We start from the raw sequence: 22,596 nt of genomic DNA, 5'->3' as shown, positions 1-22,596 counted from the left end.
CCGGCGTACGGGGGCCCGGGGTACGGGTCTCCCGCCTACGGGGCCCCGGCTCACGGGGCTCCGACCGGCGGGTCCCAGGGCCTCAGGGGCGGGGCGTACCCGTCCGGCGACCCGTGCGCGATCTACCTCTCCCTCGTCAAGCGGTGGCGGGAGGCCGGACGCACCCTCCCGGGGCATCCTGACGAGGAATGGGAGCGGTTGATCTCCCAGCCGTGCTGGCCCGGCCGTTAGGTGGTGTGTCTCTTGGCAGCGGCGGAGCGCGACGGATCCGAGCAGGGCCGGGAGAGCCCCCTGACAGGCCCGGGCGAACGGCTCGCGCTGAACGGCATGGGCAGCTTCGAGTGGAACCTGGGCACCGGGACGCTCCTGCTCGACGTGGCGGGCATGGCCGTCTTCGACCTGGAGCCGGAGGAGTTCGACGACACCCCGGAGGGCCTCGGGCTGAGGATCCCGGCCGACGACTCGGCCCGCCTGGCGGACACCGTCATCGAGGTCCTGGACGGCGGCGGGGAGACGTACGGCTCCTACTTCACCGTGCGGCGGCGCGACGGCCGCGACCAGTGGACGCACACCCAGGGCCGGGTGCTGCGCGACGCGGACGGCCGCCCCCTGCGGATCGTGGGGATCGTCCGGGACGCCACGGCCGAACTGGCCCACGCCACCGTGCTGCGGAAGCTGGAGACGGCGCGGGCCCAGCAGGCCACCATCGTGCAGCGCACCACTGAGGCCCTGTCGCGGGCGGTGACCGTCGACGACGTGACGGCCGCCCTGACCGGCGCGGGCGCCCTGGAGCGGCTCGGCGCCGACGGTCTGGCGCTGGGCCTCGTCGAGAACGGCGCCATCAAGATCATCGCGTTGAGCGGGGAGACGCTGGAGATCCTCAGCGAACGGCAGTTCACCCGGCTGGACGGATCCCTGCCGCTGTCCCGGACGGTCCTCACCCGCACGGCGCGCTTCGTCACCTCCCTCGCCGAACTGGCCGGCGAGTTCCCCCTGCTGGCCGACTACCTGAGCCGCATCCGCTACGCCGCCGCCGCCTACCTCCCCCTGATCGCCCAGGCACAGGCCATCGGCGGCCTCGTGCTGTTCTACCGACGGCGCACCGAGTTCAGCCCCGAGGAACGCAACCTGTGCCTCGGCCTCGCCGGCATCGTCGCCCAGTCCCTCCAACGGGCGCTGCTCTTCGACCAGGAACGGGAGTTCGCCACCGGCCTCCAGGCCGCCATGCTGCCGCGCCGGATCCCGGAGATCACCGGCGGGGAGATCGCGGTCCGCTACCACTCCGCCTGGAGCGGGCGGGAGGTCGGCGGCGACTGGTACGACGTGATCGCGCTGCCCCGTGACCGCGTCGGCATCGTCGTCGGCGACGTACAGGGCCACGACACGCACGCGGCCGCCATCATGGGGCAACTGCGCATCGCGCTGCGCGCCTACGCGGGCGAGGGGCACTCGCCCTCCACCGTGCTGGCGCGCGCCTCCCGCTTCCTCGCCGAACTGGACACCGAACGCTTCGCCACCTGCATGTACGCCCAGGTGGACCTGGAGACCGGTGGCGTACGGGCCGTGCGCGCGGGCCACATCGGCCCGCTGATCCGCCACACGGACGGGCGTACCGGCTGGCCCAACGTGCGCGGCGGGCTGCCGCTCGGACTGGCCTCCCTCTTCGAACGGGAGGAGTTCCCCGAGACCCGCCTCGACCTGGTGCCCGGCGAAACCCTCGTGCTGTGCACGGACGGGCTCGTGGAGGAGCCCGGAACGGACATCAGCCAGGGCATGGACGCCCTCGCCCACGCGGTGCGCAGCGGCCCGCAAGGGGCGGGGGCGCTCGCCGACCACCTCTCGGACCGGCTGTGGGAGCGCTGGGGCTCCGGCGACGACGTGGCCCTGCTCGTCCTGCGCCGCGCCCCCGACCCGGGCACCCACCGGGCGCCCCGGATCCACCAGTACGTCCACCAGGCCGACCCGGAGGGGCTCTCCGAGGCCCGCTACGCCCTGCGGCAGGCCCTGCGCGACTGGGGCGTGCCCGAGCTGGCCGACGACGTGGAGCTCGCGGCGGGCGAGCTGCTCGTCAACGCCCTCCTGCACACCGACGGCGGGGCGGTGCTGACCATGGAGGTGCTGCCGGAGCCGGTGCGGCGGATCCGGCTGTGGGTCAAGGACCGCTCCAGCGTGTGGCCGCGGCGGCGCAGCCCGGGCGAGGCGGCCACGACCGGACGCGGTCTGCTGCTGGTCGACGCGCTGGCCAGCCACTGGGGCGTGGAGTCCCGCGGGGACGGCAAGGCCGTCTGGTGCGAGTTCGACGTGGCCGGCGTCCGTCGCGGCGGAGGGTGACCGAATGCCTACGCCGGGTTGTGGGGCGTGGGGTGCGGGGTGATGATGCGGCCATGGAACGGACGCTTTTGAAGGCTTCGCGACGGAACGCGCTGTGCGCCGCCTGAACCGGGGTGCGGTCACCGCCCTGCTGGCGGCGCTGCTGCTGGTGGCCGGGGTCCCCACGGTCGTGGACTGGACGACGGGGCGTCCGCACGCGGACCCCGGGTGCCAGACGGTGGCGTTCATGTCGATGACGGGCGTCGCGCCCGAGTGCCGGTAGCGGCGGCTACCGGACCGAGGGGCGTACGACGGCGGGGCCCAGGGCCTGTCGTCGAAGTCCCGTTGTCGCCCGCGAGGCAGACGGGAGTTTGACGACAGGTCCTAGCGGCGCCGGTCGTGGACCGTGATGTCCCGGGCGTCCTCGGCGACCGTGTCGACGGCCCGGGGCAGCATCCCGCCGCCGAAGTGGATCTCCTGGAGCTGGGCCACGGCCCGGGCGGCGCCCTCGTGCACGCCCCAGGTGCGGCCCGGCTTGCTCTCGACCCGCCACGGGTGCTCGTGGCCGTCGCAGACGGCGTCGCCGGCGCCCATCGTCAGCCGGACGCCCTCCTGGATCACGGTCGCCTTGACCTGAACCGCCCCGACGGGTGACGCGGCCTCGCAGCTGTAGGTCCCGGAAAGGGTGATCCTGCCGTCCGGGGTGATGTGGGCATCCGACCGTACGGAAATCTCCTGATGGAAAACGGTGGCTTCCGCGGGAACGGCCAGTGCGGTGGTCGCGGCCAGTGCGGAGCAGGCCGTGAGGGCCAGTCGGATGGCGGTCGTGCGCATTCTTCCTCCAGGTGGACGAGGGCGGCGGTATTCCGTCGGAACGCATTGTGCTGGCAGTTGGCGGGCAACTCGCTCCCTCCGCCCGTGTCGGTGTGTGCAAATGCCCGCTCGGGCGCGTGAGACTGACCGCGATAATTCCCGAAGATCGAAGATCCCCGAAGGGATCCCGTATGCGCAGCCTTTCCGCCCCCGCACTCGCCACCGCCGCCCTGCTCCCGCTCCTGCTGCTCGGCGCCACCGCCTGCTCCGGCGACACCGAGGGGGCCGCGGTCGCCCCCGCCGCCGCGCCCGCCGTCCCGGTGGACGACGGAGCGCCCGGCGCCGACGAAGACCCGGCCGCGCCCGCGCGGGAGGTGAGGGCGGCGGCCCTGAAGGAAGCCCATGTGGGTGACTCCGTACGGGTGCAGGGGCGCGAGGTGGGCCGTCACCTCCAGGTGGTGCTCGCCGCGTACGTCGACCCGGCGGTGAGCGTGGAGCCGAACTTCGTACCGCCCGCCGGGAAGCGCTGGGTGGCCGCCTCGATGTCGTTCGTCAACGTCGGTGGAGCCTCGTACGGGGCTCTCGGGCGCATGTGGGCGCACGACAGCGCGGGCAAGCGCCACCCCGTCGTGCGCACCGGTGAACTGACCACCGGCAAACCGCTCGTCTTCGATTCGCTGGAGGTCGGTGAGCGGGCCGAGGGCTGGGTCGTGTTCGAAATTCCGGAAAACGCGCGGATCGTACGCGTCCAGTACCAGGACGCGAACATGCAGGCGAATTCCGGAGGGGGTTTCTGGGCTGTCTAGCCCGGGCGGGTGAAAGGCCGTGAAAGGGTCGGGTGACGGCCCACTAAGGTGCGGCGCATGACTTCAACGCAAGCCGAAATCGACCGGTCCCACCTCGGCACCCTTTCGGTGCTCGCCTGGATCGGCGACCCCTCCGAGGGGCACGACATCCCGTACCTCCTCGCCTACACGTTGGGCGACGGCCCCAAGGGCCGGGAGGCAGGCGAGGCGGCCGCCCGCGGGCTGCTGGAGGAGATCGGCCTGCCCATCGGCGACGTGGTCATGGACGGCACCCGCAACCCGCACAAGTTCGACGTGAAGGTCCTCCTCGCGGACAACCAGATCGCGCTGACCATGCCGGGACTCAACGCGACCTGCACCGCGCCGCCGGAGTGGGTGGACGCCGCCAGGGAGAGCGGGCAGGCGTACTTCCTGTTCGCCACCCGCGCCTGGCCCGAGGCGGTTCCCGGCAAGCCCGTCACCGCGGAGGTCCTGCAGGCGTTCGCCGGTGACGAGGAAGTGCTGACGAGCAGCGCCCACTGCGTCGTGACCGTGCAGAGCCTGCAGAAGTGACGTCGCGGGGCCCGCGCGCGTGAGGGCGCGGAGCCCGCGCGCGTGAGGGAAGCCCCGGGCGACGACCTGCGCGCGCCGGCCCGTGGAAGCGGGCCCGCAGAAGTGACGGTGCGCGACCCGTGGCGGTGGCGTCGGTGTTCGACGCGCGCCGCCCACCCGCTCCGGCCGCCGGGCTCCCAGCCTGCCCGGTGGCCGGTCCCGCCGGCCGGTTCCGCCCGCCGGCGTCCCGCCCGTCCGGCCGGTGCGTCAGGGGCGGTCGAAGGCGAACCGCAGCGAACGCACCCGGTTGTCGAAGCTGGACCCGGCCAGATCCGGCAGGCCCACCGCCCGCAGGCCCACCGGGCGCGTGAGCAGCTCGCGGAACAGGGCCTTCATCTCCACCCGGGCCAGGTGCGCGCCCAGGCAGAAGTGCGGTCCGCCGCCGCCGAACCCCAGGTGGGGGTTGGGGGAGCGGGCGATGTCGAAGGCGTCCGGGTCCGGGAAGACGGCCTCGTCGCGGTTGGCGGATGCGTAGTACAGCACCACCTTGTCGCCGGGCCGGAACGGCTTGCCGCCCAGGGTGTGTTCGGCGACGACCGTCCGGCGGAACTGGATGATGGGCGTCGAGTGTCGGATCATCTCGTCGACGGCGCCGTCCGCGTACTTCTCGAAGTCCGAGAGCAGCAGGTCCCGTTGCTCGGGGAAGTCGGTGAGCAGGGTGAGTCCGTGGGTGATGGCGTTGCGGGTGGTCTCCACCCCGGCGACCATCAACAGGGAGAAGAACGCGCCCAGTTGGCGGGCGCCCAGCGCCTGCCCGTCGACGTTCGCCGTGACCAGTGCCGAGATCAGGTCGTCCGTGGGATGCCTGCGTCGCTCCCGGCCGATGCCGGCGACCATCCGTTGCATCCGCGCCAGCGCCCGCAGCCCGCGCCCCGGCATCCTCAGCCGGGCCGCCAGGCCCCGCTCGACGCCGATGTTCTCCGAGGCGTGGTTGACCCGGTCGGCGATCTCCGCCCGGTAGCGCTCCGGGATCCCCATCATGTTGCAGATGACCTCCAGCGGGAGCCGGGAGGCCACCGCCGAGACGAACTCGTCCGGCTCCTCGGCCAGTACGTCGTCCACGATGCGGGCCGCCACCGCGTGGATGTCCTCCTCCGCCGCCGCGAGCAGCCGGGGAGTGAACGCCCGCTGCACGATCTTGCGCAACTGCGCGTGGTCCGGGCCGTCCAGGTTGACCATCGAGTCCCCGAACAGGGCGCGCACCCAGCGGGCCGGCTCCGGCGTCGTGACGCCGGGCGCGCTGGCGAACACCTTCGGCAGCCGGCTGGCCTCCTGCACGTCGGCGTGCCGCACCAGGGCCCAGTGGCCCGCCCCCTCGGGGACGAACACCGGCGCGTCCAGGGCGCGCAGGCGGGCGAAGGCCGCCAGCCGCCGGTCCGGGGGGAGCTGCCAGAACCCCGGGTCGGCGAGCTCCCCGCCGGGGTCGGCAGCGCCTGCGTGCCGTTGTGGGGGCAGTGTCATGGGCCCGTCCCTTCCTGTAGCCGTTCCGCTGAGCTGCTGAACGGGTCCGGGGGCACGGGGGTGACGGGTGCCGCGCCGTTCACCCGGCCGCGGTACGGACCCCCGGACCGCGGACCGACAGGGTCTGACCGACCGCGACCGTCAGCGTCGCGATCAGGCCCGCGTACAGGACCGCGTACGGACCCGTCCAGGTGCAGGCGACGAGCGCCGCGGCGGACAGCGGGAGCACCAGCTGCTGGGCGGCGCCGCGCTTGAAGTACCGCGAGTGCAGCAGCCACACCATCAGCAGGAACAACGCCGACGGGACCGTGACGGCGGCGTTGGCGGCCACCTGCGAGATGTGCGCCTTGCCGACCGCGTGCTCCACCGCGACCTCGATGCCCGCGCCGATCGCCGCGCCCGAGAGGAAGACCAGCAGGTGCCCGTAGCCCCACGGGATGGCGTCGCGGTTGGAGGTCAGCCGGGTGTGCATCGGGACCGCGAAGTAGATCCACCACGCGGCGAAGACGATCAGCAGCCCGCCCGCGGCGATGGGCAGCAGCTCGCCCAGGGCCTCGTGCTCGTCGAGCGCCGACTTCACGGCCACGGTGCTGGCGGCGATCGTCTCGCCGAGCACGATGATCGTGAACAGGCCGTACCGCTCCGCGATGTGGTGGGCGTGCCAGGGAGTCTGGTGCCCCCGCTCGGCCACCACCGGGACGAACAACTCGGCCACCACCAGCACCAGGAACAGCCAGCGCCGGGAGTCCGCCGGGGCGAACAGCAGGGCCACCCAGCCCGCCTGGCACACCACCAGTCCCGCCGCGTAGGTGAGCGCGGCCCTGCGGGCCGGACCGGTCTCACCGGCCGCCGCGCGCAACCACTGCGCGGTGAGCGCCACGCGCATGATGAGGTAGCCGATGACGGCCACGACCCAGTCGTTGTTGTCGAAGGCGCGGCTCACGCCCGCCGCGTAGACGAGGACACCGGCGATCTGGACGAGGGTCGCGACCCGGTACGGCACGTCGTCGCAGTCGTAGGCCGAGGCGAACCACGTGAAGTTCATCCACGCCCACCACACGCCGAAGAAGACGAAGAAGTAACCGACCACGCCGGCCCCCGGGTGCCCCTCCGCGAGGGAGTGCACCAGGCGCGCCCCGGCCTGGGCGATCGCGACGACGAAACAGAGGTCGAAGAACAGTTCCAGCGGGGTCGCCGCCCGATGGTCCTCGTGGCGGCTGCGGGCGGTCATCGGTACGTACGTCATACCGCCCAGGACAGCAAAGCCGGGCCGGCTAGCAGGCGAGGCGCGCGGCCCGCGGGACGCGGGTACCCCGGGCGGACTCCTGCGACTCGTACCGGTCCAGGACCAGGCGGGCGATCCGTGGATGGTCGGCCAGCGGGTCGGTGACCGTCCAGGCCCCGGCGCCGGCCAGGGTCCGGGTGAACCGGCCCGGAGCCAGCAGGTGCGCGGCGACCGCGATCCGGCGGTGCCCGGCCTCCCGGAGGGCGGCGAGCGCCTCGGGGACGGTGGGACCGGCCGAGGTCAGGTACGCGGGGACCACCGGGACGCGGCCGGGCCCGCGGTCGGCCGCCAGCAACTTCGAGAGCCGGGCCGCGGCCGCCGTCGTGCCCTCGTTGCCGCCGGGTCGGGAGGAGCCCGCGCCGGCCACGAGGACCGCGTCGGCACGGGCGCGGGGGCCCTGCCGGCGCTCGGCCTCGCGGAGCCGCCCGTACAGGGCCGTCGCGACGGCCGGCTCACCACCGAGACCCCGCGTGGGACGGCAGCCGGTGCCCTCCAGTACCGCGGGTATGTCCACGCGCAGGTGGTAGCCGTCGCCCAGCAGCAGGGGGACGACCACCGACCCCGGATGCTCCCGGGCGACCTCGGCGAGGGAGGGGCGCTGCATGTCCAGGTGACCCACGAGCGGGCGGATCCCGCCGAGCGCCTCCACGGAGACCGCGAGGCGGCGCACCGCCTTGGCGGCGGCCGGGTCCGCACTGCCGTGCACGGCGAGCACCAGCATCCGGTACCTCCCGAAATCCCTGATCGGCCCCCCGTTGCGCACTCCACGCTAAGCGCCCGGCCGGCCGGACGGAGCCGGCCCAACGGCCCTCCCCGCAGGTCGCAGGTCCCGACCGGAACGGGCCCGTGTCCCCGCCCCGACGGGCCCTTTTCGGGCGCCCGGGACCTCGGGAGCGACCTACCGTCGAGAAGCGGGGAAGCCACCCGCACGCATCCCTCGCACACGGAGTGAGACCCATGGCGCAGACACTGCTCGTCATCGGCCACGGCATGGTGGGACACCGCCTGCTGGAGGCACTCGCCGAGCGTGACGCGCTCGCGGACCCGGCCCGGCCGGACGCCGCGGGCTGGCGGGTGACCGTCCTCGCCGAGGAGCGCGTGCCCGCCTACGACCGGGTGCACCTGTCCGCCGCCTTCACCGGCTCCACCGGCGAGGACCTGTCGCTGCTCACGCCCGGCTTCCTGGACCGGCACGGGATCGACCTGCGGCTCGGGGACCCGGCCGAACTGATCGACACCGCCGCCCGCACCGTCACCAGCAGCTCCGGCGCCGTCCACCACTACGACGCGCTGGTACTGGCGACCGGCTCCTACCCCTTCGTGCCGCCCATCGAGGGCGCCGGAGCGGAAGGCTGCTTCACCTACCGAACCCTCGACGACGTCCGGGCCCTGACCGACTACGCGGGCGACGCCCGCAGCGGCGTGGTCATCGGCGGCGGACTGCTCGGCCTGGAGGCCGCGGGAGCGCTGCGCACCCTCGGACTGACCACGCACGTCGTGGAGTTCGCGCCCCGGCTGATGCCCCTCCAGGTGGACGACGGCGGCGCCGCCGCCCTGCGCGCCACCATCGAATCGATGGGCGTGGCCGTGCACACCGGTGTCGGCGCGGCCGCCGTCCGGGTCGGCGCCGACGGCCGGGCCCGCGCGCTGCGCCTGACCGACGGCCAGGAGATCAGCTCCGAGGTCGTGGTCTTCTCGGCCGGGGTGCGCCCCCGCGACCGGCTGGCACGCGAGTGCGGGCTGGCCGTCGGCGACCGCGGCGGCGTCGTCGTGGACGCCCACTGCCGCACCAGCGATCCCTTCGTCTACGCGGTCGGTGAATGCGCGCAGACGGTGGACGGCAAGGTGTACGGGCTGGTGGCCCCCGGCTACCAGATGGCGGAAACGGTCGCCGAGGCCCTCGCGGGCGCGGGCGAACTGACCTTCACCGGTGCCGACACCTCCACCAAGCTGAAGCTGATGGGCGCCGACGTTGCCTCCTTCGGCGACCCCTTCGCACCCGAAGGACGCGACGGGGCGGTGTCCGTGGTCTTCTCCGACACCCGCGAGGGCGTCTACAAGAAACTGCTCCTCGGCCCGGACGGCGCCCTCCTCGGCGGGATCCTGGTCGGCGACGCGCGGGCCTACGGCTCGCTGAAGCCGCACGCCGGCCGCCAACTGCCCGCGCCGCCCGAAGCCTTCCTCCTCCCGGCCACGGAGGGGATCGCGCCGCCGGGAGCCGACGCACTGCCCGACGACGCGGTGGTGTGCTCCTGCCACAACGTCACCAAGGGGCAGGTCCGCACCGCCGTCACCGCCGAATCCCTCACCGACGTCGGCGGGATCAAGAAGTGCACCAAGGCCGGTACCGGTTGCGGTGGCTGCCTCGGGACCCTCCAAGCCGTCCTGGACGCCGAACTGTCGGCGCGAGGAGTCGAGAAGCCCCGCGGACTGTGCGAACACTTCGCCCTCACCCGGGCCGAGATCTACGAGAAGGTCCGCACCGAACGCATCCGCGGTTTCAGCGAGCTGCTGGAGGCCTACGGGCAGGGCGGCGAGGGCTGCGCCGTCTGCAAGCCGGTCGTCGGCAACGTGCTGGGCACCCTCGCCCCCGACCTCGGCATCGGCCACATCCTGCGCGGCGAGCAGGCGGCGCTGCAGGACACCAACGACCTCTTCCTCGCCAACCTCCAGAAGGACGGCAGCTACTCCGTCGTCCCGCGCGTCGCGGGCGGCGAGATCACCCCCGAGCAGGTGATCGCGCTGGGCGAGGTGGCCCGCGACTACGGGCTCTACACGAAGATCACCGGCGCGCAGCGGATCGGCCTGTTCGGGGTCCGCAAGGAACAACTCCCCGACATCTGGCGGCGCCTCGGCGGAGCCGGCTTCGAATCCGGTCAGGCCTACGGGAAGTCCCTGCGCGCGGTGAAGTCCTGCGTCGGCGCCCGCTTCTGCCGCTTCGGACAGGGCGACTCGATCCAGCTCGCCATCGACCTGGAGCTGCGCTATCGCGGCCTGCGCACCCCGCACAAGTTCAAGGGCGGCGTCTCGGGCTGCCTGCGGGAGTGCGCGGAGGCCCGGGGCAAGGACATCGGCGTCATCGCCACCGCCAACGGCTGGAACCTGTACGTCGGCGGCAACGGCGGGGCCAACCCCCGCCACGCCGACCTGCTGGCCTCCGACCTGACGACGGACGCCCTCTTCGAGCTGATCGACCGGTTCCTCATGTACTACGTCCGGACCGGCGAACGGCTGGAGCGGACGGCCACCTGGATCGAGCGGATCGAGGGCGGCACGGAGCACCTGAAGGCCGTCCTGATCGAGGACTCGCTGGGGATCTGCGCCGAGCTCCAGGAGCAGATGGAGCGGCACGTCGCGGCGTACGAGGACGAGTGGCAGGCGGTCCTGGAGGACCCGCGGGCACTGGAGCGCTTCGGCCCGGTGGATCCGGGGGCGGTGGCCCCGGGCGGGGCGGCCGCGGGCGCACTGGAGCCGGGCCGCGGGCGCTCGGTGCGGCTCGCGGACGGCACCGAGGCGGCCGTCTTCAAGGACCGCGACGGGGCGGTGTACGCGGTCGGGAACCGGGACCCCTTCTCCGGCGCCGACGTGATCTCCGACGGCATCATGGGCTCCCGGGACGGGGTCCCGGTGGTGACGTCGCCGATGCACAAGCAGGTCTTCGACCTGCGCACCGGCGTCTGCCTGGACGACCCGCGGGTGTCCCTCCCGGTGATCGCCCTCAGCTGATCCGCCGCCGAACGTCGTGTGGGCGACAGGACCTTGTCCTGTCGCCCACACGACGTTCGCCCCTGACGCGGGACGGCGGTGCGAGCGGAACCTGGATAGGTCAGGACCCTTCTCGACGTTCAGGATCACGCGATGAGTACCGCCACGCAGCAAGTGCCAGAGGTGCTGGCCGATCCGGCGCAGTACCGCCCCGGCCGCACCATCACCGAATGGACGCCGGAGGATCCGACCTTCTGGCGCACCACCGGCAAGAAGGTCGCGACCCGCAACCTGTGGATCGCCGTGCCGGCGCTGCTGGTCGCCTTCGTGGTGTGGCAGGTCTGGAGCATCACCGCGACGAACCTGAAGGACGTCGGTTTCGGCTTCTCCCAGTCGCAGCTGTTCTGGTTGACCGCGGTACCCGGCATCACCGGCGGTACCGCCCGCATCTTCTACACGTTCCTCGGCCCCATGATCGGGCAGCGCCGCTTCACGGCGCTCTCCACGGTGGTCCTGATCGTGCCGCTGCTGTGGCTCGGCTTCGCGGTGCAGGACCCCAACACCTCCTACACCACGATGGTCGCGATCGCCGCGCTCTGCGGCATCGGCGGAGCCAACTTCTCCTCCTCGCTGGCCAACATCGGCTTCTTCTACCCGAAGCAGGAGAAGGGCAACGCGACCGGCATCAACGGCGGTCTCGGCAACCTGGGCGTCTCCGTGGTCCAACTGCTGACGCCCATCCTGATCACCACCTCCGTGCTCGCGATCGGCGCGGGCCAGAAGAAGGCCGACGGGTCGGAGATATACCTCCAGAACGCGGCCTTCGTATGGGTCCCGGTCCTGATCGTCCTCGCCGCGATCGCCTGGTTCGGACAGAACGACCTGAAGGTCGCCTCCACCCCCTTCAGCCAGCAGAAGGTCATCTTCAAGCGCAAGCACAACTGGCTGATGACCTGGCTCTACGTCGGCACCTTCGGCTCCTTCATCGGCTTCGCCGCCGCCCTGCCGCTGCTCATCAAGACCACCTTCCCCGACTACTCCGTGGCCACCTACGCCTGGATGGGCCCGGCCCTCGGCGCACTGGCGCGCTGGGCGGGCGGCTGGATCGCCGACAAGCTGGGCGGCGCCCGGGTCACGATCCTGTCCTTCGTCGGCATGGCCGTCTCGATCATCGGCGTGATCACCTTCCTGCCCGCCGGCTCCGACCAGGGCTCCTTCTACGGCTTCTTCTTCTGCTTCCTGGCCGCCTTCTTCTTCTCGGGCATCGGCAACGGCTCGACCTTCCGCCAGATCCCGGTCATCTTCCGCAGCCAGCACCTGAAGGGCCTCACGGAGGGCACCCCGCAGTACGCGACGGCGCTCAAGCAGGCGGAGATCGAGTCGGGAGCGGTGACCGGCTTCACCGCCGCCATCGCGGCCTACGGCTTCTTCTTCATCCCGGCGATGTTCGCGAACTTCGCGGTCACCAGCGCGATGTGGGGCTTCGTGGCCTTCTACGCCAGCTGCGTGGTCGTCGCCTGGTGGTTCTACGCCCGCAAGGGCGCGGAAGCCCCCAGCTAGGTCCGCTCCGCCCGGTACCGCACCTCGCCGACCCTTGCGGCCGGCCCCGACACCCGGCCCGCGGCCGGCCGGTACCTCCCGGCGCTGCCGCGGGCCGGTCGGCGTCCCGGGTCCCACCGCTCCCCGCGCACCCACCGCTCCCCGCCGACGAAGGGCCCGATCGTGCTCGGCATGTTCCTCCAGCTCGCCGTGATGGTGGCGGCCATCTGGCTCGGCTCCCGCAAGGGCGGGGTGGCCATGGGTCTGTGGGGGGCCGTCGGGGTGTTCGTCCTGGCCACCGTCTTCGGGGTGGCGCCCGCCGACACCTCCGGCATCGTCGACGTGATGCTGATCATCCTCGCGGTGATCATGGCGGCCTCCGCGATGGAAGCCGCCGGAGGCATCGACTTCCTGGTCGGCCGGGCCGAGCGCGCGATCCGGCGCAACCCCCGCCGGGTCGTGATCGTCGCACCCCTGGTGTCCTGGGCCTTCACCCTCGGGGCCGGTACGGCTCATGTCTTCTACCCCCTGCTCCCCGTCATCCACGACGTGGCCCGGGAGGGCGGAGTGCGCCCCGAGCGCCCCATCGCCGTGTCGTCGATCGCCGCCACCTTCGGGATCACCGCGTCCCCCGTCTCCGCCGCCATGGCCGCCATGATCGTGATGTTCGACGGCGACGGCTGGAACCTGCCCCGCATCATGGCCGTGGCCGTCCCGGCGACCCTGCTCGGCGTCCTCGTCGCGGCCGTCGTGCAGTCCCGCGTCGGTCGGGAGCTCCACCAGGACCCCGAGTACCTGCGCCGGTTGGCCGCGGGCGAGATCGAGCCCCCTGCCCCCGCCCCGGACGGGTCCCGGCCGCCGCCGCGACCGCGGGCGCGCTGGTCCGCGTACCTCTTCCTCGGCGGGACCGTGGCCGTGGTGCTCAGCGGGCTGTTCCCGGGCCTGCGCCCCGTGGTCGGCAAGGGGCCGCTGTCCATGCCGGCCACCATCGAGATCCTCATGATGGCCGTGGCCGCGCTGATCCTGCTGTGCTGCCGGGTCGACGCGAAACGGATCCCGGGGACCGACGTGGCGCGCTCCGGCATGGTGGCCGTCATCGGGGTCTTCGGCCTGTCCTGGCTCGGGCTCTCCTTCATCGGGGCGAACGAGGCCCGGATCACCGGCGCCCTCGGCGGTGTCGCGCGGACCCACCCCTGGTTCTTCGCGGTCATGCTGCTGCTCCTCTCCGCCCTGCTCTTCAGCCAGGCCACCACCACCAAGGCCCTGATGCCGCTGGGACTCGCGCTCGGCATCCCGGCCCCCCTCCTGATCGCCATGTGGCCCGCGGTGAACGGCTATTTCCTGCTGCCGACCTACGGGACCTTCATCGCCGCGATCAACTTCGACCGGACCGGCACCACCCGTGTAGGCCGCTTCGTCGTCAACCACTCCTTCATGCTGCCGGGGCTGGTCACGACGTGCGTCGCGGTATCCACAGGCTTCGTCATGGTTCGGATCATCTGACTTTCCGGCCCTGGATCGAGATTCTTGTGAATGCATTCACAAGCGCACGACGGACCTTCGGCCCCATCGAAACAGCAGCTCAGGACGGGTGCGGGCGGTCCGGCGCCGCAAACGGCGGGACCTTCGGGCCCCAGCTCGGGACCAACGCGGCGCCAAATGATCGATCAAAAGGCGTGCAATGGAAGCAAGCAACGAGGCGACTGAAGAAGGTGCCGGCCATGACTGCCACCCCTGCGGAAACCACGAAGAGCGCGGAGGCCTGGGACGGCTTCAAGGGCGGTCTGTGGCGCGACTCCATAGACGTCCGCGACTTCATCCAGCAGAACTACACGCCGTACGAAGGTGACGACACCTTCCTGGCCGGCCCCACCGAGCGGACCACCGCCGTGTGGAAGGCCATCACGGACAAGTTCCCCGAGGAGCGCGAGAAGGGCGTCTACGACGTCGCGCACGACATCCCCTCGACGATCACCGCGCACGCCCCCGGCTGGATCGACCGCGACAAGGACCTGATCGTCGGCCTCCAGACGGACGCCCCGCTCAAGCGCGCGATCATGCCGTACGGCGGCTGGCGCATGGTCGCCGGCGCCCTGGAGACCTACGGCTACCCGGTCTCCGAGGACCTGGAGAAGGTCTTCACCGACTACCGCAAGACGCACAACGCCGGCGTCTTCGACGCCTACACCCCCGAGATCCGCGCCGCCCGCAAGGCCGGCATCGTCACGGGCCTCCCCGACGCCTACGGCCGCGGCCGCATCATCGGCGACTACCGCCGCGTGGCCCTCTACGGCGTCGACCGCCTCATCGCCTTCAAGAAGGAGGAGAAGGAGGAGCTCAACGCCCTTCCCGCGGGCCCCCGTTCGCTGGAGGAGACGATCCGCCTGCGCGAGGAACTCTCCGAGCAGATCCGCGCGCTCGCCGAACTCAAGGCGATGGCCGCCTCCTACGGGTGCGACATCTCCGGTCCCGCCTCCACCGGCCGCGAGGCCATCCAGTGGCTGTACTTCGCCTACCTGGCCGCCGTGAAGGAGCAGAACGGCGCCGCCATGTCCCTGGGCCGCACCTCGACCTTCGTCGACGTCTACCTCCAGCGCGACATCGCGGCGGGCCTCCTCACCGAGGAGCAGGCGCAGGAGCTGGTCGACGACTTCATCATCAAGCTCCGCATCGTCCGCTTCCTGCGCACCCCCGAGTACGACGAGCTCTTCAGCGGCGACCCCACCTGGGTCACCGAATCGATCGCCGGCATGGGCGAGGACGGCCGTCCGCTGGTCACGAAGACCTCCTTCCGCTACCTCCAGACCCTCTACAACCTCGGCCCGGCCCCCGAGCCGAACATGACCGTCTTCTGGTCCCCCCGGCTGCCCCAGGGCTTCAAGGAGTTCTGCGCCCGCGTCTCGATCGACACCTCCTCGGTGCAGTACGAGTCCGACGAGCTGATGCTCCCGCGCTTCGGCGACGACACCGCCATCGCCTGCTGCGTCTCGGCGATGCCGGTCGGCAAGCAGATGCAGTTCTTCGGCGCCCGCGTGAACCTCGCCAAGACCCTGCTCTACGCGATCAACGGCGGCCGCGACGAGAAGTCCGGCGCCCAGGTCGGCCCGGAGACCGGAGCCCTCACCTCCGAGGTGCTGGACTACGCCCAGGTCATGGCGAAGTTCGACGAGCAGATGGAGTGGCTCGCGGCGACCTACGTCCACGCCCTGAACGTCATCCACTACATGCACGACCGGTACGCCTACGAGCGCATCGAGATGGCCCTCCACGACCGCGACGTGCGCCGCACCATGGCCTGCGGCATCGCCGGGCTGTCCGTCGCCGCCGACTCCCTCTCCGCCATCAAGCACGCCAAGGTCACGGCCGTCCGCGACGAGACCGGCCTCGCCACCGACTACGTCATCGACGGCGACTACCCGGCCTACGGCAACAACGACGACCGCGTGGACGACATCGCCGTCTGGCTCGTCGAGGAGTTCATGAAGAAGGTCCGCAAGCACGAGACGTACCGGGGCGCCGAGCACACCCAGTCCGTGCTGACGATCACCTCCAACGTCGTCTACGGCAAGAAGACCGGCAACACCCCCGACGGTCGCCGCGCGGGCGAGCCCTTCTCCCCGGGCGCCAACCCGATGAACGGCCGCGACACCCACGGCTACGTCACCTCGGCGCTGTCCGTCGCCAAGCTCCCCTACGGGGACGCCGAGGACGGCATCTCGCTGACCAACACCGTCACCCCCGACGGCCTCGGCCGCACCCCCGAGGAGCGGATCAAGAACCTGGCGGGCGTCCTCGACGGCTACATGGCCAGCGACGGCTTCCACATGAACGTGAACGTGCTCAACCGCGACACGCTCATGGACGCCATGGAGCACCCGGAGAACTACCCGCAGCTGACCATCCGCGTCAGCGGGTACGCGGTGAACTTCGTCCGGCTCACGCGGGACCAGCAGCTCGACGTGCTGAACCGCACCTTCCACGGCTCCCTGTAGAGCCCCCGTACCGCGCGGCCCGGGACCGGTCCCTCACCCTCACCCCGGCCCCGGGACCGCGCGTTCCATTCGACCCCCACGGACACCGGCTCACTCTGGAGCACCTGCCATGACCGTCCTCTTCGGTACGAGCATCCCCGTCGGCCAGGCCAACGCCACGCCGCGGGCCGCCACCGCCCCGGCCGCCGGGGACGGCCGGACCCCCGCCGCCGCCGCGACGCGGCGACCGAGCGAGGGCTCGGTGCACTCCTGGGACCTGTCCACCGGCGTCGACGGCCCCGGGACGCGCTTCGTCACGTTCCTCGCGGGCTGCCCGCTGAGCTGCCTGTACTGCCACAACCCCGACACCATGCGGATGCGCAACGGCAAGCGCACCTCGGCCGACGAGGTCATCGCCGAGGCCCGCAAGTACACCCGGTTCATCTCCGCCTCGGGCGGCGGCGCCACCGTCTCCGGCGGCGAACCCCTCCTGCAGCCCGTCTTCGCGGGCGAGCTGCTGCACCGGATGAAGAACGACCTCGGCCTGCACACCGCCCTGGACACCTCCGGCTTCCTCGGCACGCGCGCCACGGACGCCCTGCTGCGCGACGTGGACCTCGTCCTGCTCGACATCAAGTCCTGGGACCGCGTCACCTACCGGAAGGTCACCGGCCGCCCGCTGGAGCCCACCCTGGACTTCGCCCGGCGCCTCGCCGACCTGGGCAAGGAGGTGCACCTGCGGTTCGTCCTCGTTCCCGGGCTCACCGACGCGCGGGAGAACGTGGAGGGCGTCGCCGACTTCGCCGCCACGCTCGGCAACGTCTCGCGGGTCGACGTCCTGCCCTTCCACAAGCTCGGCGAGAGCAAGTGGGAGGCCCTGGGGATGCCGTTCACCCTGCACGACACCCCCTCGCCCGACGCCGAGCAGGTCGCCGCGGCGAAGGCGGTCTTCGCCGCGCGCGGCCTGACGGCCGTCTGACCCGGCCCGACGGCCCGGACGACCCCGTTCGGCCCAACCGAACAACGGACACAAGAGGCTGAATCGGTACGAACCACCTAGCGTGGTGGCTGTGTCCGAGCCCACAGAAGTCCTCGCCGATGCCCCGCCACCTCCGCCCGGGGTGCCCGGCACCCCGCCGCCCGCCGGCCGGTCCGTCACCGCACGGGCCACCCTGGCGGGCGTCGTCGTGTCCCTGTTGCTCATCGCCGCGATCGTGCTCGGCAGCAGGCTCCTACGGGACTTCGACTCCGCCCTGCTGCCGTACGCCGTCGCGACCGTCTTCCTGGCCTTCGGCGTGGCCTACCGCTACACGGTGTGGGTCTCGGCACCCGGCGCGCGCCGCCTCTTCAAACGGGGCTTCGGAAGCTTCTTCTCGGTGGCCAACTTCAAGAAGGCGCCCACGGCCCTGCCGAGGATGATCGCCACCTACCTCGGCTTCCAGAAGTTCCTCGGCGCCCGCTCGCGCGGCCGCTGGGCCGCCCACCAGCTGATCTTCTGGGGCTGCCTGCTGGCCGCCGCGATCACCTTCCCGCTCACCTGGGGCTGGTTCACCTTCACCTCGGACAGCGGCGCGGGCCCCGGCTACGCGATGCGGATCTGGGGGTTCAAGGTCCTGGGCTTCGACTCGCTGAGCATCCTGGGCTGGCTCATGTTCCACGGCCTCGACATCGCAGCCGTCCTCGTCATCCCCGGAGCCTCCTACTTCCTGTGGCGCCGGATGAAGGACCGCGGCGCCATCACCGGGCAGCGCTTCGCCTACGACCTGTTGCCGCTCATCTGCCTGATCGTCATCTCGGTGACCGGGCTGCTGCTGACCTTCTCGTCGATCTTCCTGCACGGCGGCGGCTACGAGTTCCTCGCGATCCTGCACATGGTGTCGGTGGTCTTCACCCTCATCTACATCCCCTTCGGGAAGTTCTTCCACATCGTCCAGCGGCCCGCCGCGGTCGGCATGCAGCTCTTCAAGTACACGGCCCGACAGGACGAGCAGGTCTTCGCCTGCAAGCGCTGCGGGGAGCCCGTCGACACCGCCCCGTACGTGGAGAACCTGCGCGGCACGATGAAGGACCTGAAGCTCGACTTCGACGCCTGGGCCGAGTACTGCCCGCGCTGCAAGCGGGTGCTGCGCGGCAACGCCTACCTGACCCACGTCAAGAAGGGCTTCAAGTGACCGCGACGGAACCGGCCAAGACGGCCCCGCTGCCCCTCGACCCGTCCATCGCCCCGCCCGGCACCCGCAACTTCCGCGACGCCGGGGGGATCCCCGCGGACCAGTGGCACGCCGACCAGAACGGCGAGACGCTCGTCCCCACCCACTGCTGCTTCTGCGGCGTCCAGTGCGGGATGTACCTGCGCGTGGACAAGGGCGGCAAGGTCTTCGGCGTCGAGCCCCGCAACCACGACATCAACCGGATGCGGCTGTGCCCCAAGGGCATCAACGCCTACCAGCAGGTCAACCACCCCGACCGGCTGACGGCCCCGCTGATGCGCCGCTCCCGGGACGAGGAGTTCCGCGAGTGCTCCTGGGACGAGGCGCTCGACTTCACCGTCTCCGAGGTCAGGCGCATCCAGGGCGAGCACGGCAACGACGCCTTCGGGCTGCTCGGCGGGGCCAGCCTGTACTCCGAGAAGACCTACCTCGTCGGCAAGTTCGGACGGGTCGCCCTCAAGACCCGGCACGTGGACTACAACGGCCGGCTCTGCATGGTCAGCGCGGCCGGCGCCAACAAGCTCGCGTTCGGCATCGACCGGGCCGGGAACCCCTTCTCGGACATCCTCCTCACCGACTGCCTCCTGATCGCCGGGTCCAACGTGGGGGAGTGCTTCCCCGTGATGACCCAGTACGTGTGGGGAGCCCGGGACCGGGGCGCCTCGCTGATCGTCGTCGATCCCCGCGAGACCGCCATCGCCCGCACCGCCGACATCCACGTCGCCCTCAAGCCCGGCACGGACTCGGCCTTCTTCAACGCGGTCCTGCACGTGATCGTCGCCGAGGGACTGACCGACGAGGGCTACCTCGCCGCCCACACCACCGGCTGGGAGGAGGTCCGCGAGAACGTCCAGGACTACCCGCCCGCCCGGGCGGCCGCGATCTGCGGGATCCCCGAGGAGCAGATCGTCCAGGTGGCCCGGACGTTCGGCCGGGCGGGCAACGCCATGGCCTTCCACGCCCGGGGCGTCGAGCACCACTCGCAGGGCGTCGAGAACTGCCTGTCGATCATCAACCTGTGCGTCGCCACCGGGAACCTGGGCAAGCCCGGAGCGGGCTACGGAACCATCACCGGGCAGGGCAACGGGCAGGGCGGCCGGGAACACGGCCAGAAGTCGGACCTGCTGCCCGGCGGGCGCTCCATCATGAACGAGGAGCACCGCCGCCAGATCTGCCGGATCTGGGGCATCGAGGAGTCCGAACTGCCGCTCGCCGGAACCTCCATGATGGAAATGGTCTGGCAGATGCAACGCCAGGAGATCCGCGGCCTCATCGGCATCTGCAACAACCCGTTCGTGTCCCTGCCCAACTACGGCGCGGTCAAGAACGGTTACGACACCCTCGAATTCCATGCCCAGTTCGACTTCTTCCTCTCCGAGACCGCCACCAACGCCCACGTCGTCTTCCCCGTCACCGTGTGGGCCGAGGACGAGGGCGTCATGGCCAACACCGAGGCCCGCGTCGTCAAGCACAACAAGGCGCAGGAGCCGCCCGCAGGGGTGCGCACCGACACCTGGGTGATGTGCGAACTCGCCCGCCGCCTCGGCGTCGGCGACAAGTTCGACTTCGCAGGCTCGCGCGAGGTGTTCGAGGAGCTGCGCGTCGCCTCCGCCGGCACCGTCAACGACTACTACGGCATCACCTACGAACGCCTGGAGGAGACCGGCGGCATCGTGTGGCCGTGCCCGTCCACCGACCACCCGGGCACCCCGCGGCTGTTCGAGGGCGGCAAGACCTACCACCCCGACGGCAAGGTCCACCTCCAGGTCGTCGAGTGGCACGCGCCGATGGACCCGTACACCGAGGAGTACCCGCTCTCCCTCACCACCGGACGCACCGTCGCGCACTTCCTGTCCGGGAACCAGACGCGCCGCCTGGGCGCCCTCGTGGAACAGACACCGCGGCCCTGGGTGGAGGTCCACCCCTCGCACGGTTTCCGCAACGGCGACCCGGTCAGGGTCGTCACCCGGCGCGGCAGCGAGGTCTTCCCGGCGCTGGTCACGGAGGCCATCCGCCCCGACACGGTGTTCATTCCCTACCACTGGCCCGTCCCGACGGCCGCGAACGCCCTGACCATCGACGCCCTCGACCCCCGCTCCAAGATCCCCGAGTACAAGGTGTGCGCCGCCCGCATCGAGTCCGCCGAGCGGATCGACGAGGTGCCCGCGCCGCCCACGGCCCCCGGCCACGAGGCGTATCCGGAGACCCAGGTCTCCCGCACCGATCCCTTGCCGCCCACGTCCCCGCAGGGCCGTGGTACGTCCGAGAGGAGCTGACGCGCCATGATGGGCCGCACGATCTTCATCGACCCGGGCCGTTGCATCGGCTGCCAGGCCTGCGTCTCCGCCTGCCGCGAATGCGATTCGCACCGCGGCAAGTCGATGATCCACCTGGACTACACCGACCCCGGCATGTCCGTCGCCTCCCTCCCGACCGTCTGCATGCACTGCGAGGACCCCGTCGCGCCCTGCGCCGAGGTCTGCCCCGCCGACGCGATCCTCGTCACCGCCGACGGAGTGGTCCAACAGGCCGACACCACCCGCTGCATCGGCTGCGCCAACTGCGTCAACGCCTGCCCCTTCGGGGTTCCCAAGATCGACCTCCAGGCGAAGCTCCAGATGAAGTGCAACCTCTGTTACGACCGCACCGCCTACGGCCTGGCCCCCATGTGCGCCACCGTCTGCCCGACCGGTGCGCTCTTCTACGGAACCCTCGAAGAACTCCGGGCCGAGCGGCCCGGAGTGCAGGTCGCCGACTCCTTCGTCTTCGGCGACGTCGTGGTCAGCACCGGCGTGGCGATGGTCGTACCCGCGGACAAGGTCCAGTGGCCCGTTCCCGGCGGCCTGCCCGTCGTCGAGATCAACGGAGTGGATGTCCGATGAGCGTGACCCAGCAGCCCTCACCCGGACAGGGCCCCGAGTCCGACGGCGACGCCGCCGCCGACCGGCTGCGCGACCGGATCAGCGCCGACTCCCTCACCACTCGCCGCGACTACCTGCGGATCGTCGCCACCGTCTCCGGCGGCCTGGCCATCGGCGGGGTCGGTGTCGCCGCCGGCATCCTGCACCGGCACGGCGACAGCGAGTCCCTGCCCGAGGCCAAGATGGTCACCGCCGACCTGCCCCCGGGCCAGTCCGTGGCCTTCCGCTTCCCCGGAGAGGACGATCGGGCCGTGGCCGTCCGCCTGTCCGACGGCAGCCTCGTGGGCTACTCCGCCGTCTGCACCCACCTGGCCTGCGGGGTGCTCTGGCGCGAGGACCGGGGCGCCGACGGGGAGCTGTACTGCCCCTGCCATGAAGGCGTCTTCGACGCCCGCACCGGTGAGGTGACGGCCGGGCCCCCTCCCCGCCCCCTCCCCAGGATCATCCTGACCGAGCAGGCCGACGGCAGTGTCTGGGCCGTCGCCACGGCCCGGTCGGGAGAGCCGGCCCAGGAAGCCCTGTGCCGGCAGTTCGGCGAGTCCCGACCGGAGATGGCCCAGCGCCTGGGTTGCCCCGCGGCGGACCGTGCCACCACGACCGAGAGCAGACGGACGTGAGCGACGAACCCCTGCCTCCCCGGCCCGCCTACCGGCCCGGGAGCGCCGAGCCCCGGCTGAACCGCCCGGTGCGCGAGCGGTATCCGCAGATCCGCCCCACCAGCGGCTACGGCGACCCGCGGATCCGGCACACCGGCCCCGGTCCCGGAGCCGGCACCGAACAGGAGCCGGAGCGCTCCTCGAAGCTCAACGCACGGCTCGCCCTGGCCCTCACCGTCGTCATCGGGCAGCTCTGGGCGCTGACCGTCACCGTCAACGAGTGGATGAAGGGGAACACCGGCACGGCCTGGTGGGGGGCGGGATTCCTGGTCCTGTCCTTCCTCGTCGTGATCGGTCTGTGGCTCCTCGACCCGAAGGACCGATGACC

At 71.6% G+C, this 22,596-nt stretch carries 18 protein-coding genes; 14 read left to right on the top strand and 4 right to left on the bottom strand.

Annotated features, from left to right (window positions below; genetic code table 11):
• Positions 1–243: 243 nt before the first annotated feature.
• Together ACFVS6_RS29530 and ACFVS6_RS29525 are read left to right on the top strand one after the other, a co-directional pair.
• On the top strand, positions 244–2,331 hold the full coding sequence (locus tag ACFVS6_RS29530; RefSeq protein ID WP_389708551.1) for a SpoIIE family protein phosphatase: 2,088 nt from the start codon (positions 244–246) through the stop codon (positions 2,329–2,331).
• 94 nt (positions 2,332–2,425) lie between these two features.
• Positions 2,426–2,593, top strand: a complete 168-nt coding sequence (locus ACFVS6_RS29525) for a hypothetical protein (RefSeq protein WP_281207645.1) — start codon at positions 2,426–2,428, stop codon at positions 2,591–2,593.
• Between the two features lie 101 nt (positions 2,594–2,694).
• Here ACFVS6_RS29525 and ACFVS6_RS29520 read toward each other — a convergent pair whose 3' ends face one another.
• Positions 2,695–3,144 carry a DUF6299 family protein gene (locus ACFVS6_RS29520; RefSeq protein WP_389708550.1) on the bottom strand — a complete coding sequence of 150 codons (450 nt, stop codon included), beginning with the start codon at positions 3,142–3,144 and terminating at the stop codon, positions 2,695–2,697.
• 170 nt (positions 3,145–3,314) lie between these two features.
• Between ACFVS6_RS29520 and ACFVS6_RS29515 the strand changes: the two genes are divergently transcribed.
• Positions 3,315–3,929 (top strand): hypothetical protein, encoded by a 615-nt coding sequence (locus tag ACFVS6_RS29515; protein ID WP_389708548.1) that lies wholly within the window; start codon positions 3,315–3,317, stop codon positions 3,927–3,929.
• 57 nt (positions 3,930–3,986) lie between these two features.
• Positions 3,987–4,481, top strand: coding sequence for a DUF5949 family protein (locus ACFVS6_RS29510; protein ID WP_389708546.1), 495 nt, complete (start codon positions 3,987–3,989; stop codon positions 4,479–4,481).
• Positions 4,482–4,727: 246 nt separating this feature from the next.
• Here ACFVS6_RS29510 and ACFVS6_RS29505 read toward each other — a convergent pair whose 3' ends face one another.
• From ACFVS6_RS29505 to ACFVS6_RS29495, 3 genes are all read right to left on the bottom strand, one after another.
• Positions 4,728–5,981: a cytochrome P450 gene (locus ACFVS6_RS29505; protein WP_389708544.1), complete on the bottom strand. Its 1,254-nt coding sequence runs from the start codon at positions 5,979–5,981 to the stop codon at positions 4,728–4,730.
• A gap of 79 nt (positions 5,982–6,060) precedes the next feature.
• Positions 6,061–7,227 carry a low temperature requirement protein A gene (locus ACFVS6_RS29500; protein WP_389708543.1) on the bottom strand — a complete coding sequence of 389 codons (1,167 nt, stop codon included), beginning with the start codon at positions 7,225–7,227 and terminating at the stop codon, positions 6,061–6,063.
• A 28-nt stretch (positions 7,228–7,255) separates the two neighbouring features.
• Positions 7,256–7,987, bottom strand: a complete 732-nt coding sequence (locus tag ACFVS6_RS29495; protein WP_389708541.1) for a sirohydrochlorin chelatase — start codon at positions 7,985–7,987, stop codon at positions 7,256–7,258.
• 236 nt (positions 7,988–8,223) lie between these two features.
• Here ACFVS6_RS29495 and nirB point away from each other — a divergent pair, with 236 nt between their 5' ends.
• The 10 genes from nirB (at position 8,224) to ACFVS6_RS29445 (ending at position 22,594) form a co-directional block, all read left to right on the top strand.
• Entirely contained in the window at positions 8,224–10,992 is a 2,769-nt protein-coding gene (nirB, locus tag ACFVS6_RS29490; RefSeq protein WP_389708540.1) for a nitrite reductase large subunit NirB, read from the top strand.
• 132 nt (positions 10,993–11,124) lie between these two features.
• Positions 11,125–12,531: a NarK family nitrate/nitrite MFS transporter gene (locus ACFVS6_RS29485; protein WP_389708539.1), complete on the top strand. Its 1,407-nt coding sequence runs from the start codon at positions 11,125–11,127 to the stop codon at positions 12,529–12,531.
• A gap of 171 nt (positions 12,532–12,702) precedes the next feature.
• The gene (locus tag ACFVS6_RS29480) at positions 12,703–14,013 is read left to right on the top strand and encodes an anaerobic C4-dicarboxylate transporter family protein (protein ID WP_389708570.1); all 1,311 of its coding nucleotides are present in this window, start codon (positions 12,703–12,705) and stop codon (positions 14,011–14,013) included.
• Between the two features lie 218 nt (positions 14,014–14,231).
• Complete coding sequence (gene pflB / locus ACFVS6_RS29475; protein ID WP_389708537.1) at positions 14,232–16,502, top strand: formate C-acetyltransferase; 2,271 nt, start codon at positions 14,232–14,234, stop codon at positions 16,500–16,502.
• 109 nt (positions 16,503–16,611) lie between these two features.
• Positions 16,612–17,460 (top strand): pyruvate formate-lyase-activating protein, encoded by an 849-nt coding sequence (pflA, locus tag ACFVS6_RS29470; protein WP_389708535.1) that lies wholly within the window; start codon positions 16,612–16,614, stop codon positions 17,458–17,460.
• A gap of 91 nt (positions 17,461–17,551) precedes the next feature.
• The gene (locus tag ACFVS6_RS29465) at positions 17,552–18,652 is read left to right on the top strand and encodes an MFS transporter (RefSeq protein ID WP_389708533.1); all 1,101 of its coding nucleotides are present in this window, start codon (positions 17,552–17,554) and stop codon (positions 18,650–18,652) included.
• On the top strand, positions 18,649–20,967 hold the full coding sequence (locus ACFVS6_RS29460; protein ID WP_389708531.1) for a molybdopterin oxidoreductase family protein: 2,319 nt from the start codon (positions 18,649–18,651) through the stop codon (positions 20,965–20,967). The genes ACFVS6_RS29465 and ACFVS6_RS29460 overlap by 4 nt, the downstream gene beginning before the upstream one ends.
• Positions 20,968–20,973: 6 nt before the next feature.
• Positions 20,974–21,573 (top strand): 4Fe-4S dicluster domain-containing protein, encoded by a 600-nt coding sequence (locus tag ACFVS6_RS29455; protein ID WP_362877714.1) that lies wholly within the window; start codon positions 20,974–20,976, stop codon positions 21,571–21,573.
• Complete coding sequence (locus ACFVS6_RS29450) at positions 21,570–22,229, top strand: ubiquinol-cytochrome c reductase iron-sulfur subunit (protein WP_389708529.1); 660 nt, start codon at positions 21,570–21,572, stop codon at positions 22,227–22,229. Before ACFVS6_RS29455 ends, ACFVS6_RS29450 begins: the two co-directional genes overlap by 4 nt.
• The gene (locus ACFVS6_RS29445) at positions 22,226–22,594 is read left to right on the top strand and encodes a hypothetical protein (protein ID WP_385587208.1); all 369 of its coding nucleotides are present in this window, start codon (positions 22,226–22,228) and stop codon (positions 22,592–22,594) included. The genes ACFVS6_RS29450 and ACFVS6_RS29445 overlap by 4 nt, the downstream gene beginning before the upstream one ends.
• Positions 22,595–22,596 lie beyond the last annotated feature (2 nt).

This window comes from Streptomyces sp. NPDC057939 (genome assembly GCF_042887545.1).
GTDB lineage: Bacteria > Actinomycetota > Actinomycetes > Streptomycetales > Streptomycetaceae > Streptomyces.
This window is presented reverse-complemented; position numbering and strand designations above follow the sequence as displayed.

Coding starts and splice junctions, on each gene's coding strand:
- pflA (WP_389708535.1), top strand. CDS start 16,612: ATGACCGTCCTCTTCGGTACGAGCATCCCCGTCGGCCAGGCCAACGCC.
- ACFVS6_RS29500 (WP_389708543.1), bottom strand. CDS start 7,227: ATGACGTACGTACCGATGACCGCCCGCAGCCGCCACGAGGACCATCGG.
- ACFVS6_RS29450 (WP_389708529.1), top strand. CDS start 21,570: ATGAGCGTGACCCAGCAGCCCTCACCCGGACAGGGCCCCGAGTCCGAC.
- nirB (WP_389708540.1), top strand. CDS start 8,224: ATGGCGCAGACACTGCTCGTCATCGGCCACGGCATGGTGGGACACCGC.
- ACFVS6_RS29480 (WP_389708570.1), top strand. CDS start 12,703: ATGTTCCTCCAGCTCGCCGTGATGGTGGCGGCCATCTGGCTCGGCTCC.
- ACFVS6_RS29495 (WP_389708541.1), bottom strand. CDS start 7,987: ATGCTGGTGCTCGCCGTGCACGGCAGTGCGGACCCGGCCGCCGCCAAG.
- ACFVS6_RS29505 (WP_389708544.1), bottom strand. CDS start 5,981: ATGACACTGCCCCCACAACGGCACGCAGGCGCTGCCGACCCCGGCGGG.
- ACFVS6_RS29485 (WP_389708539.1), top strand. CDS start 11,125: ATGAGTACCGCCACGCAGCAAGTGCCAGAGGTGCTGGCCGATCCGGCG.
- pflB (WP_389708537.1), top strand. CDS start 14,232: ATGACTGCCACCCCTGCGGAAACCACGAAGAGCGCGGAGGCCTGGGAC.
- ACFVS6_RS29515 (WP_389708548.1), top strand. CDS start 3,315: ATGCGCAGCCTTTCCGCCCCCGCACTCGCCACCGCCGCCCTGCTCCCG.
- ACFVS6_RS29510 (WP_389708546.1), top strand. CDS start 3,987: ATGACTTCAACGCAAGCCGAAATCGACCGGTCCCACCTCGGCACCCTT.
- ACFVS6_RS29455 (WP_362877714.1), top strand. CDS start 20,974: ATGATGGGCCGCACGATCTTCATCGACCCGGGCCGTTGCATCGGCTGC.
- ACFVS6_RS29520 (WP_389708550.1), bottom strand. CDS start 3,144: ATGCGCACGACCGCCATCCGACTGGCCCTCACGGCCTGCTCCGCACTG.